General features: G+C 44.8%; 15 protein-coding genes and 1 tRNA gene. 9 read left to right on the plus strand and 7 right to left on the minus strand.

All coding sequences use genetic code 11. The features are described from left to right. Positions 1-258 precede the first annotated feature (258 nt). From AC3A14_RS20380 to AC3A14_RS20410, 7 genes are all read left to right on the plus strand, one after another. Positions 259-1,689, plus strand: a complete 1,431-nt coding sequence (locus tag AC3A14_RS20380; protein WP_413039147.1) for a vWA domain-containing protein — start codon at positions 259-261, stop codon at positions 1,687-1,689. A 129-nt stretch (positions 1,690-1,818) separates the two neighbouring features. After that, positions 1,819-2,826 (plus strand): hypothetical protein, encoded by a 1,008-nt coding sequence (locus tag AC3A14_RS20385; RefSeq protein ID WP_318734351.1) that lies wholly within the window; start codon positions 1,819-1,821, stop codon positions 2,824-2,826. A gap of 63 nt (positions 2,827-2,889) precedes the next feature. Continuing rightward, positions 2,890-4,161 carry a hypothetical protein gene (locus AC3A14_RS20390; RefSeq protein WP_318734349.1) on the plus strand — a complete coding sequence of 424 codons (1,272 nt, stop codon included), beginning with the start codon at positions 2,890-2,892 and terminating at the stop codon, positions 4,159-4,161. Between the two features lie 342 nt (positions 4,162-4,503). Next, on the plus strand, positions 4,504-7,320 hold the full coding sequence (locus tag AC3A14_RS20395; RefSeq protein WP_318734348.1) for an ATP-binding protein: 2,817 nt from the start codon (positions 4,504-4,506) through the stop codon (positions 7,318-7,320). Positions 7,321-7,432: 112 nt separating this feature from the next. Continuing rightward, a complete protein-coding gene (locus tag AC3A14_RS20400) occupies positions 7,433-8,371 on the plus strand; it encodes a TIGR04168 family protein (RefSeq protein WP_318734347.1) in 939 nt (312 codons plus the stop codon). 2 nt (positions 8,372-8,373) lie between these two features. Next, positions 8,374-8,461 (plus strand) — tRNA-Ser (locus tag AC3A14_RS20405). Between the two features lie 36 nt (positions 8,462-8,497). Next, complete coding sequence (locus AC3A14_RS20410; RefSeq protein ID WP_318734345.1) at positions 8,498-8,776, plus strand: cupin domain-containing protein; 279 nt, start codon at positions 8,498-8,500, stop codon at positions 8,774-8,776. Between the two features lie 3 nt (positions 8,777-8,779). Here the strand turns inward: AC3A14_RS20410 and AC3A14_RS20415 are convergent, their stop codons facing one another. From AC3A14_RS20415 to AC3A14_RS20425, 3 genes are all read right to left on the minus strand, one after another. Further along, positions 8,780-9,178 carry a VanZ family protein gene (locus tag AC3A14_RS20415; protein ID WP_318734342.1) on the minus strand — a complete coding sequence of 133 codons (399 nt, stop codon included), beginning with the start codon at positions 9,176-9,178 and terminating at the stop codon, positions 8,780-8,782. Positions 9,179-9,258: 80 nt separating this feature from the next. After that, entirely contained in the window at positions 9,259-9,519 is a 261-nt protein-coding gene (locus tag AC3A14_RS20420; RefSeq protein ID WP_318699641.1) for a hypothetical protein, read from the minus strand. Between the two features lie 43 nt (positions 9,520-9,562). Beyond that, positions 9,563-10,483, minus strand: coding sequence for a prohibitin family protein (locus AC3A14_RS20425; protein WP_413039249.1), 921 nt, complete (start codon positions 10,481-10,483; stop codon positions 9,563-9,565). A gap of 136 nt (positions 10,484-10,619) precedes the next feature. Here AC3A14_RS20425 and xseA point away from each other — a divergent pair, with 136 nt between their 5' ends. Beyond that, positions 10,620-11,852: an exodeoxyribonuclease VII large subunit gene (gene xseA / locus AC3A14_RS20430; protein WP_318734337.1), complete on the plus strand. Its 1,233-nt coding sequence runs from the start codon at positions 10,620-10,622 to the stop codon at positions 11,850-11,852. Positions 11,853-12,187: 335 nt separating this feature from the next. Then, positions 12,188-12,427, plus strand: coding sequence for an exodeoxyribonuclease VII small subunit (gene xseB / locus AC3A14_RS20435; RefSeq protein ID WP_271940196.1), 240 nt, complete (start codon positions 12,188-12,190; stop codon positions 12,425-12,427). A gap of 5 nt (positions 12,428-12,432) precedes the next feature. On the opposite strand, the gene AC3A14_RS20440 is transcribed toward xseB, so the two are convergent. The 4 genes from AC3A14_RS20440 to AC3A14_RS20455 form a co-directional block, all read right to left on the minus strand. Next, positions 12,433-13,263, minus strand: a complete 831-nt coding sequence (locus tag AC3A14_RS20440; protein ID WP_318734334.1) for a tetratricopeptide repeat protein — start codon at positions 13,261-13,263, stop codon at positions 12,433-12,435. Between the two features lie 127 nt (positions 13,264-13,390). Continuing rightward, positions 13,391-14,590 carry a DNA double-strand break repair nuclease NurA gene (locus AC3A14_RS20445; protein ID WP_318734331.1) on the minus strand — a complete coding sequence of 400 codons (1,200 nt, stop codon included), beginning with the start codon at positions 14,588-14,590 and terminating at the stop codon, positions 13,391-13,393. Between the two features lie 22 nt (positions 14,591-14,612). Next, the gene (locus AC3A14_RS20450) at positions 14,613-15,383 is read right to left on the minus strand and encodes an HAD family hydrolase (RefSeq protein WP_318734329.1); all 771 of its coding nucleotides are present in this window, start codon (positions 15,381-15,383) and stop codon (positions 14,613-14,615) included. Between the two features lie 342 nt (positions 15,384-15,725). Beyond that, positions 15,726-16,706: a hypothetical protein gene (locus tag AC3A14_RS20455; RefSeq protein WP_318734327.1), complete on the minus strand. Its 981-nt coding sequence runs from the start codon at positions 16,704-16,706 to the stop codon at positions 15,726-15,728. Positions 16,707-16,842: the final 136 nt, after the last annotated feature.

The following is a 16,842-nucleotide window of genomic DNA, read 5'->3' on the forward strand; positions in this document are numbered from 1 at the left end:
ACTACCGAAAAAGGTCGCTATAGCGACCTTTGAGCTACCTTGTCACCCCTTGAGGTCGCCTACATACTTCTCCACCAACTAAACCGGTGCGTACTTGGAGTTGTACGCTGCGAGCCTAAACCGATATTAGCAGGCAGAAAAAGCGATTTGAACTTGTGCGGTAATCTTATTCTTAGCAACCCGGTTTCTAGCCACCAGTTTATACGAATTACCTACAAAAGTTTATCTTATATGTCTAGGAGATGAACCATGGCAAAAGTGAAAAACGCAGAACAAGATCTGCGTTTGGAGATGCTCAACTCCTTGCTCACCACTCCCCACCGGAAATTGCAAGAAGTGGCTGAACTCCATGATCTTTTAGTGCAACTTGACCCGATTTTTTATGGTCACTTGGCCGTATGGTATCAGCACAATGGGGATGTGCGCGACCATAAGGAAGTATTTGTGGGTTCTTTGCTCACGAGCCAACTGCCCGAACACCGTAGCGCTGGCTTTGTGATGTTGCAACAGTTCCCACCTTACCAAGTAGCGCGGGTGGTGGACTTTATGAAGCAATTTCAAAATAAAGTACCTCGGTGTGCGCGGACGGCAGTGACTCGCTATCTGCGCAAGCGGGAAGGCAACCCAAAGCTGTTCGACCGCGCGGCTCTGCGAGGTCGAACAGCGATGAAGCATCTGTATGCTACCTTGCACATTAAGCCCAATGAACGGGCGAATGCGGTGTTGTTTAAGGATAATCCGCCAGAGGATAGTTTAGCGTTTGCCCTCAAGCAAGTGGCAAAGGCGGCAACTCCCGCAGAGCAAGCGCAACTGATTGTGAAGCACGGTATTCCCTATACTATTGCGATTGGTGCAGTTAAACAAGTTACACCGACGGTGTTGGTGGCACTGATTCATTCTATGTCGCCTCAAGAGACGATCAATAACTTGAACTCTCTGAAACAACGGGGAGCGATGGATCATCCGGAGGTGAAGGCGCTGATTGATGAGAAGCTCGAAGCGGCACAAAAGGCGAATCGGGTTTCAGCACTGAAGGCGCAAGTGGCATCGGATGCTACGGAACTGGATGTGGAAACGATCGCGAAGCTAGAGGCGATCGCCAACACCCAAGTGAAGAAACGGGGCAGCATTGTTAAACCGACGGCTTTACTTGTGGACAAGTCTGGCTCTATGCATCGCGCGATCGAAGTCGGTAAGCAGCTTGCTGCCTTGATTTCCGGCATTACCACGGCTGATTTATTTGTCTACGCTTTTGATACCGTCCCCTATGCCGTCAAAGCCCAAGGCAAAGAACTCACCGACTGGGAAAAAGCCTTTAAGCACATTAACGCTGGAGGTGGAACCAGTATCGGCTGTGGTGTGGAAGCCATGCGGCGCAACCGTCAACGGGTAGAACAAATCATCTTGGTGACTGACGAAGGAGAAAACAGCTCTCCCTACTTTGTGGATGCTTTGGATTACTATCGTCAAACCATGCAGATTCTCCCCAATGTAATTATTGTGCGAGTGAATTCTAGCTATGACTGGGTGGAAACACAGTTAAAGAAAAATAAGATGCCTGTAGAAACCTTTACCTTTAAAGGCGACTACTACTCTCTACCCAACCTAGTACCTCTGTTGTCTCGTCCCTCTCGGTTAGAGCTGTTGATGGAAATCCTCGAAACTGCTCTACCGGTGCGTCAAGATTGAATTAAAACCTCCCTATTCACTGGGGAGGTTTTTTTATGTTGTTATGATATTTTGTAACATTTACTTTCTGTTCCTTAAATTACCGTGATAAAGTAGCCATAAGTGATTCAATTTGCCTAAGTCACGGTTATGCAAGAATTTGGATTAACTCCATCCCAAACCCAACTGATGTATAGCTTAGAGTACAATTTAGTACTCACAGATATTAAACTAGAGGACGATAAAAACAAAAAGCGGTTAAAGATCATTTGGCTGGAAAAATGGCGAGATTCCATGAATCTTATCTTGCAAAATCAGAAACCGACTAATCTCTCTACAGACATTGTAGAACTAATAACTAATTTCGACCACTTGAAAGCCAAGGCTAGAGAACAAGCCCAAGAAGTTGAACATAAATTTTCACTCTATTTGATTTTATTAGAATTAACTCTATTTGCCCCCTATTATCCTATCATTGGAGAGGCGAGGGATGGGCAGTTCAAGGGTTTAAAGTTTACAAATTCAAACCTGATTGAAGATCAGCTTAAATCCTTTGCCCAACTGTTGAATCTAGATTCCCAATGTGTTAAACGCTTTCAATCTCACCACAAAGAAGCGGTTGACGGGATTAAGGGAGGATTTAATCCCTGGATTACGGGGGCAGTCGGAGCTGTGGTTTTAGCCGCAGTTGCTGCATTGGGAACCCCCATTATTGCAGGTATTCTTGCCCCCATTATTGCCCCTGGTTTGTCAGGAGCGGCGGCAGTTTCTTCGGTATTGGCGTTTTTAGGTGGAGGGGCGATCGCTGCTGGAGGCTTCGGAATGGCAGGTGGTGCTGCTGTTATTGCCGGTGGTGGAGCCATCTTGGGCGCAGGTTCAGGAGTAGGCTTGGGGTCATTATTTGCCCAATCTCCCACCACTGCGATTAATGAAGCCGCCAAGTTAGAAGTGGTAATGAAAGAGCTAATTTTTATCCAGAAAGATATCCGGTTAGCTCAAGAAATTATCAAAGAACAACGGCAAGGCATTCGCGCTCTAGAAGATGAACGGGATGAATTGATGTACAATAAAAAAGAGAATGAGGAGAAAATCAAGAAATTAGAAGAAGCCTTGGATTACTTGAAACGAGCCTTACAGCGCAACCAAGATTTATTGTAATTCTATAACTTTAATCTATAGGATCTGCAATTAAGTGATTACTGATTCCCAGCGCCTAGCCCTATGTCAGACTTATTTAACTTCAAAGATGATTTTTCTGCATCCCACCAGAAAATGTCAGGTATTCATCATGATTTCAATACGCTTCGCCAGATTCAACAGCAAGAATCAAAACATTTAGAGCGTCTCCAGAAAGACATGAAAGACATCGCCGACATTTTAGGGGTTTCAGTCGATGAAATTTCATCCCAAAATTCCCCCAAGCCTCCCTCTCTTAAGTCCGCCAGTTGGGACGATCAATTTTTCCTCAATAATCCTCTGGTTTCCCTGGAAGAGCGGATTAAACAAGAGGTATTGAAAAAACCAGATTTATTACCGCGTCTGTCTCAACTCGATTATGCAGTGGTGGGGATAACCGGTTTGGTAGCAACGCTCCTGGATTTTTTCGTAGTAGCTATTCCCAAAGATATCAATTATTTGGGCAAATCTCAGCAAAAAGGTAGTCAATTTACAGGATGGTTGAGAACGTTGGGAATGGACAATGGAAAGTTACACCCATTTCTGAAATGGTGTGAAAAAGTCTGTAAGGTTCCCTATGATAAAAGTATTTGCTCCGATATTCCCGGATTAACGCCCAAAACCCATCGCTTACTGAGTTTAGGTCATGACCCCCTATTCGGGTTGATTTTTGGCATATTTGATATCTTAAATGGTTCCCTGACAGCGTTTGATGTCCAAGGAAACCTAAAAATTATTCAAACCTGGAATATGGCTGGGGAGAATAAAATTTTTTCTCCCTTAATTTGGTTGGGACATATTGTTTCAGATCTGTGTACATCAATGGGAATTCCAGTTCCCGGATGGGGGTTTACTCAGCTCTTGCAATTTGGCTCAATTGGCCCTAAGAATATGACGATCGCCCAAACAGCCAACTGGATGTATGTGAATGGCTACGAGTTGCGCCATTTATTAACCCTTTCGATGCCCGTGGCGGCGATCGATCTGGTGATTCGCAGCTATCATTATTTGTCCACGCTGAAGCCAGAACCCTGTAAATTAAAGGCTTCTATGGGTTATGGAGAAATTGAGAAGATTCAAGCCAACCTGAAGTTAAATAAAATGCTGCTGCTCTCGCGGGCGATCGCCGTCAGTGGGAATGGCTTAAAAGTCTTCACCTATGCCGGAAACCCCTTAGCACTAAACGTAGCTCAATGGCTGTTCCTGATTAAAGATAGCATAGCCGTAGTTCAAGGGATGATGCGCGATAAGGCTCCCGAACAGCTCGTCAGAAATCGTCAGCAAATTAATCTCACTTGGCAGGACATTCTGGGATAATGGAGTCCTGATTAATTGGACTTAAGAGCATCACCATTTTTATCCCCTTCTCCTGAGACAGCAAGACAGAGAAAGCTTCAAAAGTAAATCTCTCATCCAAGTCTGTCCGATCAACTCTCCATCTGCACCAATAAAGGCAATCTCAGTATTAAGGAAAAGTCCGAAATTGAATGAATACAGATAAGTGAGAACTTTCAACTCCTAAAGTCATATTTTACTCCATTGGCACTTTTTTTAAAAGTTGAGTATACTGGGTAAGAGAAAGCCACAATCTCGACAATTTTTATAGGTTCTCCTTCAGGAGATTCGCTTAATTCCGACAATTAAATTTAGGGGTTAATTATGATGTCAATCCAGCCGCAAAGATCCTCATTTTTTCGGTTTTATCAACGCATTCCCTTACAGGTCTTTCTGATTTCAGCCTTTGTCATCCCCATTGTGACCGCCGTTGGGTTGGTAGCATGGATCTCTTTTAAACACAGCCGTCAAGCTGTTAACGAAGTGGCTACTCAATTGCGAAACGAACTCAGTCTTCGCATTGAAAAAGAAGTGAAAACTTTTTTGGAAACACCTCATCTTATTAATACTCTCAATGCCGATGCTATCAATCAAGGCTATATTGATGAGGAACAACAACCCATTGATACTTCTCCTCGAGCTTGGCGTTATTTTAAGCAGCAACTCAAACAATTCCCCTACATTACTGCCGTTTATTATGCTAATAATCGGGGAGAATACATGGACTATCACTGGGGAACTAATAATGATTTGCGGTTAGGGATATTAGGGAAATCCACCGGCTCAACCTATGAAGTGTATAGGACTGATAGCGAAGGAAACCCCATAGAATTGCTGAGTAAAACTAGTGATGATTACGATTATCAAGAACAGCTATGGTACAAAGATCAAATTACCGCAGGTAAAACCAATTGGACTCCCGTCTATAAATGGATTAATTCCGAGACCATTAATATTGACTTGGGGACTCCGGTTTATCAAGCCAATGGAGAAATCAAAGGAATTGTTGGTAGTTCTTTTTCTTTAGCACGAATCAGTCAGTTTCTTTCTAGTTTGGAAATCGGCGAATCCGGTCAGACTTTCATTATTGAAAGAAATGGTGCGTTTATCGCTACATCGACTTTAGAACCATCTATTGAGAAAGGATTAAAAGAAGGCTCTCCGCCTTTAACATTAGAAGATCCGAGTGAAGGACCTTACAGTAGAATTACAGCAACCCAAAGCGAAAATATTTTAACCCGAGAGACGGCCAACTTTTTACTGACAACCTTTGGCAGTTTCGAGAATATTACAAGCGAATGGCAATTAGAATTCGAGCTAGAAGGCGATCGCCAGTTCGTTGAAGTCACTCCCGTTCAAGATGAAGGGGGTATTGATTGGCTGATTGTTTTAGTTGTTCCCGAAGCTGCCTTTATGGGACGCGTTAACGATAATGCTCGCAATGCGGTTTTCCTTTGCATTGCCGCTTCTGTCAGCGTGGCGATCCTAGGCATTCTTTCTGCTCGCCGGATCGCTCAACCTATTCTTAAACTGAATTCAGCAGCGAAAGATATTGCCAGAGGAGAATGGGATAAAACAGTCAAAATCGATCGCGCCGATGAAATCGGAGAACTGGCCAAATCTTTTAACCAAATGTCGGCACAACTGAAAGAATCTTTTACGACCTTGGAAAAACGAGTTGCCGAACGAACGGCTCAATTAGAAGTTGCCAAAGAAAACGCCGAAGTCGCCAACCAAGCCAAAAGCATTTTTATCGCTAACATGAGCCATGAATTGCGCTCTCCTCTCAATGCAATTTTGGGATTTACTCAAATTTTGACCCGCTCTCAAAAACTCTCTAGCGAGCAACAACAAAGTGTCGGCATTATAAATCGCAGTGGCGAACACTTACTAAATTTAATTAATAATGTTCTCGATCTCTCAAAAATCGAGGCAGGGCGTATTTATCTCAATACTAAGAACTTCGATCTTTATCGCCTACTGAATGATATTCACGATATGTTTCAACTCAAAGCTGCCGATAAAGACTTGCACTTGTTGTTGGAACTCGCTGACGATCTCCCTCGCTACATTTGCACCGATGAAGTCAAACTCCGCCAAATCCTGATCAATCTGATTAACAATGCCCTTAAGTTTACCGAAAGCGGGGGGATTTCTCTGAGAGTCCGTTACGGCGTGCCTTCTATGACGAATAACCCACCTGTCGATCGACATGTCATAACCCTGTATTTTGAAGTGGAAGATACGGGAACGGGTATTGCTCCTGAAGAACTCGATCAACTTTTTGAAGCCTTTATGCAAACAGAAAGTGGAAAGCAGGCACAAGAAGGAACGGGTTTGGGACTCTCCATTAGCCGCAAATTTGTAGAGTTGATGGAGGGAGATATGCATGTACACTCTTGCCTAGGTCAAGGGACGATATTCAATTTTGATATTGAGTGCGAGGAAGTTGACGCAACTGAGGTGGAAAGTCAAAATGGGAATGAGCGCCGGATTATTGCCCTAGAACCTGGTCAACCTCGCTATCGCCTTCTCATTGTTGATGATAAAGCCGTCAATCGACAATTGCTGATTCATCTATTAAATCCCTTGGGCTTCGAGTTGCAAGAAGCCAGTAATGGCAAAGAAGCCATAGAAATGTGGGAACAGTGGCAACCCCATCTGATTTGGATGGATATACGAATGCCGGTTATCGATGGGTTTGAAGCGACTAAAAAGATTAAAGCAACCTCTCAAGGACAGGCAACGGTGATTATTGCCGTTACAGCTAGCGTTTTAGAAGAAGAACGGGCAGTGGTTTTATCGGCAGGATGTAATGATTTCCTGCGAAAACCTTTTCGAGAAGAGCAAATCTTTACAGTGATGGAAGAGCATTTAGGCGTTCGTTACATTTATGAAGATCTGGTCTGTTCGCTCGAAAATAAGCCGTCTATGTTTCAGGTATTAACCACAGAAAATTTTCAGGCGCTCTCACCAGAATTGCAACACCGACTGCGCCAAGCTACCCTCACGGGTAACAAGCAGAAAATGGCTGAAGTGATTCGCGCTATTGCCGAAAGTAATCCCGATTTTTCTGAGGCGATCGCGACCTGTTTCCAGAATTTTGAATACGATAAAATTCTAAGTTTAATTCCCCAATAGTACAGTTAAGCAGGATTGTAGGGGCTTTCTGGCCGATCGCTGCTAGAGTCTTTTTGAACGAATCGTACATTTGAATCGACTATAGTATAAACTGACGTGATTAGAGAATCCCATGAATGAAGCCAAGCAACCTTCCCTGAAGATCGCCGTGGTAGGAGATGTACACGATCAATGGGAACGTGCCGATGCACAAGCACTACATGCTTTAGGAGTGGATTTAGTGTTGTTTGTGGGTGACTTTGGCAATGAGTCAATTGCGGTGGTGGAGGCGATCGCCGCGCTAGACTTACCGAAGGCGATCGTTTTAGGAAACCATGATTGTTGGTATACCGCCTCTCCTTGGGGTCGGAAGAAATGCCCCTACAATCGTCAGTTAGAAGACCGGGTAAGCGACCAGCTCAAGTTGCTCAGCGATACTCATGTGGGGTTTGGTTATCTCAATTTTCCCCAATTTCAGCTCAGTGTTGTGGGCGCTCGGCCCTTTAGTTGGGGCGGCCCCATCTGGCAGAATGGGGGCTTTTATCGAGACCGCTATGGCGTGAATAGTTTTACGGAATCTGCTGATAAAATTATTGCGGCTGCCCAGAAGACGGCTTATGAGACAGTAATTTTTATGGGTCATTGTGGCCCCCAAGGTCTCGGAGATCAACCAGAAGATATTTGTGGCAAAGATTGGAATCCTTTGGGGGGAGACTTTGGCGAGCCAGATTTTCGAGCAGCGATCTTGGCGACTCGAGAGCAGGGAAAACAGATTCCCTTAGTGACATTTGGCCATATGCATCACCGTTTGCGCCATACCGAAGCACGACTAAGGGAGGCGATCGCTCAAGATAATCAAGGTACAATTTACCTCAATGCAGCTAGAGTTCCCCGAATTATCACCACCGCCACCGGGAAATCTCGCAACTTCTCCCTCGTTACCCTAGAAAACCAAACCGTTATCCAAGCGAGCTTAGTGTGGGTCAACCACCAGTTCAAAATAGAAAGTGAAGAAATTCTCTATACATCCCGTCCATCTGCTGCCCAAATAGGCTATACTAATAGACTGTGACTGGAGAGGTGGCAGAGTGGTCGAATGCGCTCGACTTGAAATCGAGTGGGCGTTAACAGCGTCCCGGGGGTTCGAATCCCCCCCTCTCCGTTCCCTTGTTGGTTGAGCGAATCAGATTGAGTTTCTATGACTTCTACGATACAAATTGAGCATCAACCGAGCCACGAATACCTGGATCGACTGGGAATCTGGGATTGGCCAATTTGGACAAAAGAAGTCTCTGAGTTTCCCTGGACCTATGACTGCTCAGAAACCTGCTACTTACTTACGGGCGAAGTCATCGTCACTCCCGATGGTGGAGAACCGGTCAAATTTGGCGAAGGGGATTTAGTTACGTTTCCCGCCGGACTCTCCTGTAGCTGGAACATTCTTCAACCGGTTCGCAAACATTACTCTATGGATTAATCCTTATTCTCTGACTTGTGCAAGCAGTCTACGGATGATGACCAAGAGCCAATAAAACATCCAGATACCGATCCAATTCGCCATCAGATCAATCAAACTATAACTGCGGGCTGGAGAGAAAATCTGTAAGGTTTCATCAATGAATGAAAAGACAGTGACTAAAATTGGCCCTAGGGGAAGAGATATTTTTCCCAGTTGAATCATGCGCTCTCCCAGAGCTTGATGACTTAAAATTCCAGCAGTTCCTATGAGAAACAAATGCCCAAATTTGTCGTAATCGGCTACACGGGCAGGAATCCACCGTAAATAAGCGGCTAGGGATATGAACAACAATAAGCAGAAATAGATCCAGAAGGCAACGATCCATCGGCGATCGGCTTTTTTAGGGCTAGGAGTTCTCATAAGGGAGCAGTGGTAAGTCTGTCTGTATACGGACGCTCAGTAGCGCGATCGCAGTTCCCTAAATTGTTCTGGTTTTTATTTTATCCTTGACGGTTAATTTCTTCTAAGAGCCACTCTTCTACAGGCTCTCCATCTTTGCGTTCAATGTGAATGGCGATCGCATAAACATCAGCCGATCCCGGAGGCGCTGGGATTTGCTCAAACTCTATAGTGTAGTTATTGGGGTCTTGGTTATGCTCCTTGAGCCAATCGTTCACTTTAATCTGGGCAAACAACGATTGTCCATCCTGGAACATACGGGTAATTTGCATTTGCAAGGTATAGGGAGTAAAACGGGGCATAGGCTGGTAATCGGTAATAAGGAATAGGGGGATAGAATAATCCTTATTCTGATTGTTGCAGAATTAAGGGTAAGTTGTCCTTGCCTCCACCAATGATAATCACTTTGCTGTTTTCGGATTCAGCTAATTGTTGCGTCGCTTCAATGGACTTAAGCTGTATAATTTGTGGCGTTAACCCTTGGGCAAGCAGTTTTTGGGCATCAGCAATTCCTTGGGCTTCTATTCGTTGTCTTTCTGCTTCTTTTTGCGCTTTTTCGATCTCAAATTCAATCTCTTGACGCTCTTTTTCATTAATAAATTCCTGGCGCTCGCTTTCTTGTTGGGCGGCTAGTTTTTCCTGAATCGCCGCTTGAATAGAGTCAGGAAGGGTGACATTTCTGAGCAGAGCTTGATCGACAGTGAAGCCTAACGGTTGTAGTTGACTAATCAAAGAGTCTTGTAGCGTTTGGGCAATCTCTTGGCGCTTTGCTCCATAAATTTCACGGGCTTCATAGCGGGCGGAAATTTCTCGAATCAGCGATCGAAAGCGAGAGATGATGATTTCGGTCTCATCTGTGCCAATATTTTCATAAACGTTGGCAACTTGTTGAGGGTCAAGTTTATATTGTAAACTGACATCAATACTTAGATTTAGCCCTTCTTTTGAGGTCGCACTGACCGTTTCTTTAATGTCTTTGAGACGAGTAGAAAAACTTGTGATTTTGGCCATAGGATTGGTCAAGTGTACGCCAGGTTTCAGGGGGCTTTCTTGAACTTTTCCAAGGATTTCGACAACAGCGACTTTACCTGTTGACATGACAACCAAGCATTGGGATAAAGTCGCCAAAAAACCAATTACACTAATCAGAAGAGAGATTACCCTGATTTGATGTTGGCGATGTTTGGGAATAGCATCAATGGAGGTACTACTTAAGGCGATTGCCAACGCTAACAATGACGTGAGGAGATAGGGAATAAACACGATCGCTGAGGAGATCGGTACATTTATAGAGTAGCTCAAGGGGTTTACCCTCTAGGGGAAAGGGAAAGAAAAGTTGACTATCTGTTATCTTGTGAAAAGAATGCCTCGGTTCTCTTAAACTTCCCTTAAAACAACTCCCATGACATTTCCCTTACCCAACTTGTTAGTTCCTGAACGAGCGGTTTCCGTAAATGAATTCACCCGATATTTACAAATGCGCTTAGAAGAAGATGAACACCTTCAGCAAATTTGGATTACGGGTGAAGTGTCGAGCGCCAGCCAATATAGCAGCGGATTATTTTTCACCCTACAAGATCCAGAGGTAAAAGCGAGTCTCAATTGTGTGGTATGGAATAATGCCTTATCTCGACTGATGACTCAACCGACTGCGGGGGCTAAAATTGTGGTATTAGGAACCCTGCGGATTTATCCCCCTAGAGGACAATATCAATTAATGGTCCATCAGGTGCTTCCGGGGGGGGAAGGTTTACAAGCCCTTCGATATCGACAATTGCGCGATCGCCTAGCGGCTGAAGGCTATTTTGACCCCGATCGCAAACAACCCATTCCGTCCCATCCAAACATTGTGGCCGTAATTACCTCACGTCAAGCCGCCGCCTGGGGGGATATTCAACGCACTCTCAAGCGCCGTTATCCCGGGCTGCATGTTCTGTTTTGTCCGGCTCTGGTACAAGGCGAACAATCCCCCAGTTCTATTGTGAGAGCTATTCAACAGGTAGAAAGCGATGGTCGAGCTGAAGTGATTATTCTAGCCAGAGGGGGAGGAGCGACGGAAGATTTAGCCGCGTTTAATGATGAGCGAGTGGTTAAGGCGATCGCCAAGTGTCCCATTCCCATTATTTCCGGTATCGGTCATCAGAGGGATGAATCCCTCGCCGACTTAGCTACCGATCTCTATGTCCATACCCCTACCGCTGCTGCCAATCGAGCTGTCCCAGAACTCTCTACCCTCTTGAATGAACATGAAGACCGTTGTCTAGCGCTAATCGACGTTGCTCACACCTACTTCAACCAACATCAGCATCAACTTAATCTCTTGCGAAACCGCCTCTATCGTCTGCAACTCGATCGCCAAATTACACAGGAAGAACAAACCTTAGACTGGAAGCGTCGTCAATTAATCCAACTCAGTCTACAAGCACTGCAACAACAAACTCAAAAATGTGACTATTTGCGCCAAAAACTGTCTACTCTCGATCCTCATAATGTCTTGAAACGGGGATACGCTTTAGTCCGCAGCGAAAACGGGGAAATTGTGCGCTCTGTAAGCTCCCTAAAGTCAGAACAAGAATTATCAATTGGATTGGGTCAAGGTCAAGTGAAGGTCAAAATTGTGGAAATTCTCCCTTAATCATTCTGTAATTCTTGATTGAACAAGGTACTGCATAATAGAGGAAACTACTGTATAGTTAGGGTCTGTTCTATGGAGTACAGTTTGGAGCCTTAGACCTAAGCTATACAAGCTGTTGCTTATTGCTATTCGTGTCTATTTCTAGAGTGCGAAACGCTCTATGTAGCGAAAGAAAAGAGGAATGTATTCCTGATTACCTACTGGAAGCAACTGAGAGGCCTAAGCTATTTCTATGAGCAACAGCCGATAGGGGTACAGTTATAACCCCCCACGTCTTAATCATCTTCTGTTCCCTATCCCATCGTTCACTACACCTTCACTCCTTCAGGTTTATTATGCCTAAATCCTCCAAAAATAACTCTACCCCTCAATCTGATTGGAATTATGAAGAAACCGTTGCCCAAGTTGAAGCCATTATTAACCAAATGGAAGCAGGAGATATGGACTTAGCGGAAGTCTTCAATCAATTTACTCGGGCTGTAGAATATCTCAAAGAGTGTGAGAGCTTTCTCGCCCACAAGCGATCGCAAATGGATTTGATGATTGAAACCTTAAGTGAAGATCCCGACTTCTAATTGCTTTACTTGCTTTTCGATATCGCTCGGATCGACAGCAAATTAGCATTCAATGCCTGCCTATAATCTTCCGCTGCTCCTGGATAATCGCCCAGTTTCATCAAATAATCGCCGCGATTATAATACGCTTGTGCAAACTGAGGATTCAATGCCAGGGCATAATTAAAATCAGCTAGGGCTTTAAAAACCTCATTTTGAGCGGCATAAACTAATCCTCGGTTATTATAGGCGGCCGCTAATTCAGGATTCAATTCAATGGCGCGGTTAAAATCCTGTAGTGCTTCCGAATCGTGCTGTAATTCCCAATACACTGCTCCTCGACTCAGATACCCTTTTGCTGATTCGGGATCTAATTGGATCACCCGCTCAAAATCGGCTAACGCTTGATTCCACTGTTTGAGTTTGCGGTAAGTATTCCCTCGATTGTAATAACTTCTCACATACTCAGGATTTAGGGTAATAGCCCGATCGAAATCCGCGATCGCCTCCTGATAATCCCCTAGATTATAGCGACTTAAGCCTCGGTTATTATATCCTTTGGCGTAGTCGGGGGCTAATTGGAGAACCCGATCGAAACATTCAAAGGCATTTTGGCGATCGCCCATTTGAGCAACTACGACACCATGGTTAAGTAACTGTTTTGCCTGCATCAGGTTAGATCCAATATTCATAGGGTTAATGGAGTAATACTGAGCCAGAACACAATGAACTCCAAGAGTATAGAGTCCTCTTCTATTCAAACTCAGTTCCCCAATGTGGAATTCATTGATAGTGCTACCCGCTGGTAATAGGCGATCGATAACCAGTAAACCGGCTTTTCCTTCAAAAGCCCCCATTTTTAAGGCTTTTAGGGAAAGTCTTTGCGTGAATTTACAGTTACAATAACCGATTTTCCTGAGTATTGCATCCGTAGGGAGTTGAGAGTTGAAACTCAGTGTGTATCGCTATTACTGATTACCTAATTTAAGCAATCGAACCTCGCTTACGGGCTTCCTTATAAGATGTACCAATATTTTTCAAACCTGCTTTAATCATCTGCTGTTCCAACAAGAGGAAAAACCGATGGCGATCGCCTCCTCGCACCACGGCTTGATTATGAGCTTCGGATAAGGCGATCGGATAACCATAGCCTTTCGCTACTTGAGCGAGGGTGAAACTTAATGCTTGCTCTAATAAGTGGGCATCTTCAACCACCCATTGGGGAAACTCAACACGGGCAATTTCTTTCCCCACATTTAGGTAACAAAAATACACTACTTGTTCTCGATACTGCTCTAAAATTCGTGCCGAAGACCTCCATAACCCACTGCGCTGTCCTGGTTTTAGCCAACCCCCCAAGACTGAACTATCTCGCAAGGGATGTAAAACTTGACAGGGCGCTTTGTCCGTTTGCCCGCCGCAGTGAACCATACAATTGGGTTCGGGATGAGGACAGTGGGCAAGACGCAGAAAGTTAAGTGCTTCTCCACTGCGAGACGAACTCAAATAACCCACAAGGGGAATACGATGATGTTGGAGGGTTTCCCAAGCTTCTAGAATCGGGGGTAAAATGCGATCGCGCGCCCCACTCGGTAATGGCTCTAAATGCCAATAAATTAAAGAACCATCCACCATTGCTAGAGCGGGCAACTGTTCGTCTAATTCTCCTCGCTCTTCAGTTGCCACTCTTACTCCTAATTCCGCCAATACCGCCGCCTCTGATACCGTGCGCTGATACGCCATCCATTCATCCGTGCGAATTCCCCATTGGCGAGAGACATAGAGATCTTCTTGACGATAAAAAGCTTCGGGGAGACTATCGAGAATTGCAGCCCGATTTTGACCATAATAAAAAACGACTCGTCCCGTATTAATCAGATAGCAATAGGCAATTTCATGGTGGGAGGGAGCCATCTGGGAACCGTCGGTAGAGATAACGGTATGGACTTGAGGCGCACTTTGAATATCCACTACCGTATCTAAGGGTTCAATGGGAAAGGCGGCATTAAATCCAAAATGATTCGACCATTGCTCATAGGAAGAGATTAACTCATCTAGGCGATCGCTCGCTTGAGCTAGGGTTTCTCTAGCACGGTTTAGCCGCTTCTGGGTAGCGGTGGCTTCGTCTTGTAAATGTTGGCTGATGCCTTCCATCTGACGGGCGAGTTTATTAAAATCGAGCATAATCAGGCACTCTAGCAATAGGTTATAACCAATGGTTTAAAGGTTGGCTGAACGTGTCTAAGGATAGAGAATGAATGCGAGGATGGCTGCTGGCGGCTTGTTTTTCGGCAGGTGTATTGTAGCCCCAGGTGGCGAGGAAGAGTTCCACGGAGGTTAATTGGGGATGTTGAGTGACAGACAGGAGAGTTTTCCAGCGATCTTCAATAAACCAAATCCATTTTTCTGAGGGATGGAATGTGAGTAAGGTTTCGGTTTTGGGGCATTTGATACTTTTGCCGATAATGCGATCGCCAGGAAAGTCAATGTCCTCCATTTCCAGTAGTTCCTGGACAAACCTGGCTTCTTTGGTGGTAATAATTACTAACTCCAGATCGGGGTTAGCCAGGAGCGATCGCAGTTGAGGGACAATACTGGGATAAAATCGATGCAGGGATAACCAGTCTGAGCGGTTGGTTTGGATCTGGCGATCGCGCCTCCCATCGACTCGATCCATAATTTCCGCAGCTTTGAGTCCATCTCTGGTAATAATTTGCTCGCAGATCCCGCGCCAATTCGCTAAAATCTCCTCCTCTGAAGCTCCTTCAACCATGGCTCGAATCAATACCGGCATTTCCCAACCGGTTTCAATCACTGGGCGCAGACAATAGAATTGTTCTGCCATCCCTGGAGGTGGAGGAGTCTCGTCCACTGCCCACACCTGAGTATAGGTTTGCCAAGCCGTTTGAAAATACTCGACTAATCCATCACAGAGTACACCATCAAAATCTAAGGCTAGAACCTCTGGAATATCCATAATTCTTGCTGGCTATAACACTATAGGCAAGGATAGCAGGCGATCGCCCCTCTAACCAGATTGAACAGTCCTTATTGGATGGCTTACCTGTAACCGTCAATACTGTAAACCCGCCCCACTTCAACGGTGCTAAAGCAACTCCTTGACATCCACCCCTGCCTAAAGGCGAGGGGATTCCTAAACCTCACGATTTAGGTTTCTGTTTCATAGCAGTTGCCTTCACAGATTTACTCTGTTTCCGCTGTAGTAACCGTCTTCATCTTGTTCGATGAGAACATAATACTCTTGGGGTTGGGATGGCATGTTTCTAATCCTCTTAACTTAACCGCGCAAAGCCTTTGCTCAAGTTTCATCAACCGGGTTATTAGCTTCTGGATCATTCGTTGGTGTCTGTGCACTCTGGGGAATTGAATCTTGGAGTTGCTTGAGTTCCCTTGGGGAAACCATCCCCATTAAGACCTGCTTTAGCTCTAATTTATTATCCTTATTTAAGGAAGTTTTACTCAAGGTAACCACCGAATCAGCCATGCCTTCTTGAGGAGGGGATTGCAGATAAACCTCTAGACTGGGAATGGGAATATCCAGATGAGTATTAATTAGCTCCCCAGCTTTGACATAATTATTGCTATCCAGGAAACCGATAAACTTTTGTGAGCGATCGTCGTCTACATTTCCGACTCGCTGTGGATCGCCATACCAGCGATCGCTAATTTCACAAAAGGGTTCCTTCGCTGCCCGAAATCCGGCTGCGGTACTGACTCCTGCAATGACGGTTAATTCTAGAGCGCGATAAATCCACATACCTATTCCGCTCACTGGAATACCGCCACTGCTCGATCTCGATAGTTCCATGCCTTGTTGGGCAGTAAATTGTAAATATCCTATAAAGCCTGCTTGCCCAGTTTCCTCGATTAAGATAGTATCAATTGCTAATTGTAGAAGGTCTTCTTCAGTGACTCCTTCTTCGCTTTCAGCGAGTGCTGTTTGCAGATCTTCGCTATAGGCTTGTCGTAATTCTCCAGCTACAGATCTCTGAAAAGTCCAGTAATCAAAAACATGCATGGCACCATAGATGGATATACCCGTCAATGCCCCAAATAAAGCTGCGATTGCCGGGTTTCTGACTTTACCTTTTTTTACGGCAATATGAGTTGCACCACCCCCCAAAAATCCCATGCCCAGGGGAAACAGAATGATCAAATACAAGAAATTACCGATAAAACTAGTAATCCCACCAACAACACCACCCGCTATTACCGTGGCGAGTGCTAGCCATTGATAGCCAGAAATTGGCACAATATTGCTTGATTTATAGGGTTTCATAGTCCAAGAAGTCAGATATAGTGCTAGATAATAGGTAATGGAAATCTTGACATGGATCATCTAGGGCGTGTCATCAATTAAGCCGTAGCAAAGGAGGATTGAGTACCAAGATACATGGGGTAGTAGATGCTTTGGG

It is taken from the genome of Roseofilum sp., assembly GCF_982964205.1.

Excerpts from the sequence above, each read along its gene's own strand:
- AC3A14_RS20385 (WP_318734351.1), top strand. The coding sequence starts at position 1,819 with ATGCAAGAATTTGGATTAACTCCATCCCAAACCCAACTGATGTATAGC.
- AC3A14_RS20390 (WP_318734349.1), top strand. The coding sequence starts at position 2,890 with ATGTCAGACTTATTTAACTTCAAAGATGATTTTTCTGCATCCCACCAG.
- AC3A14_RS20395 (WP_318734348.1), top strand. The coding sequence starts at position 4,504 with ATGATGTCAATCCAGCCGCAAAGATCCTCATTTTTTCGGTTTTATCAA.
- AC3A14_RS20400 (WP_318734347.1), top strand. The coding sequence starts at position 7,433 with ATGAATGAAGCCAAGCAACCTTCCCTGAAGATCGCCGTGGTAGGAGAT.
- AC3A14_RS20410 (WP_318734345.1), top strand. The coding sequence starts at position 8,498 with ATGACTTCTACGATACAAATTGAGCATCAACCGAGCCACGAATACCTG.
- AC3A14_RS20415 (WP_318734342.1), bottom strand. The coding sequence starts at position 9,178 with ATGAGAACTCCTAGCCCTAAAAAAGCCGATCGCCGATGGATCGTTGCC.
- AC3A14_RS20420 (WP_318699641.1), bottom strand. The coding sequence starts at position 9,519 with ATGCCCCGTTTTACTCCCTATACCTTGCAAATGCAAATTACCCGTATG.
- xseA (WP_318734337.1), top strand. The coding sequence starts at position 10,620 with ATGACATTTCCCTTACCCAACTTGTTAGTTCCTGAACGAGCGGTTTCC.
- xseB (WP_271940196.1), top strand. The coding sequence starts at position 12,188 with ATGCCTAAATCCTCCAAAAATAACTCTACCCCTCAATCTGATTGGAAT.
- AC3A14_RS20440 (WP_318734334.1), bottom strand. The coding sequence starts at position 13,263 with ATGGGGGCTTTTGAAGGAAAAGCCGGTTTACTGGTTATCGATCGCCTA.
- AC3A14_RS20445 (WP_318734331.1), bottom strand. The coding sequence starts at position 14,590 with ATGCTCGATTTTAATAAACTCGCCCGTCAGATGGAAGGCATCAGCCAA.
- AC3A14_RS20450 (WP_318734329.1), bottom strand. The coding sequence starts at position 15,383 with ATGGATATTCCAGAGGTTCTAGCCTTAGATTTTGATGGTGTACTCTGT.
- AC3A14_RS20455 (WP_318734327.1), bottom strand. The coding sequence starts at position 16,706 with ATGAAACCCTATAAATCAAGCAATATTGTGCCAATTTCTGGCTATCAA.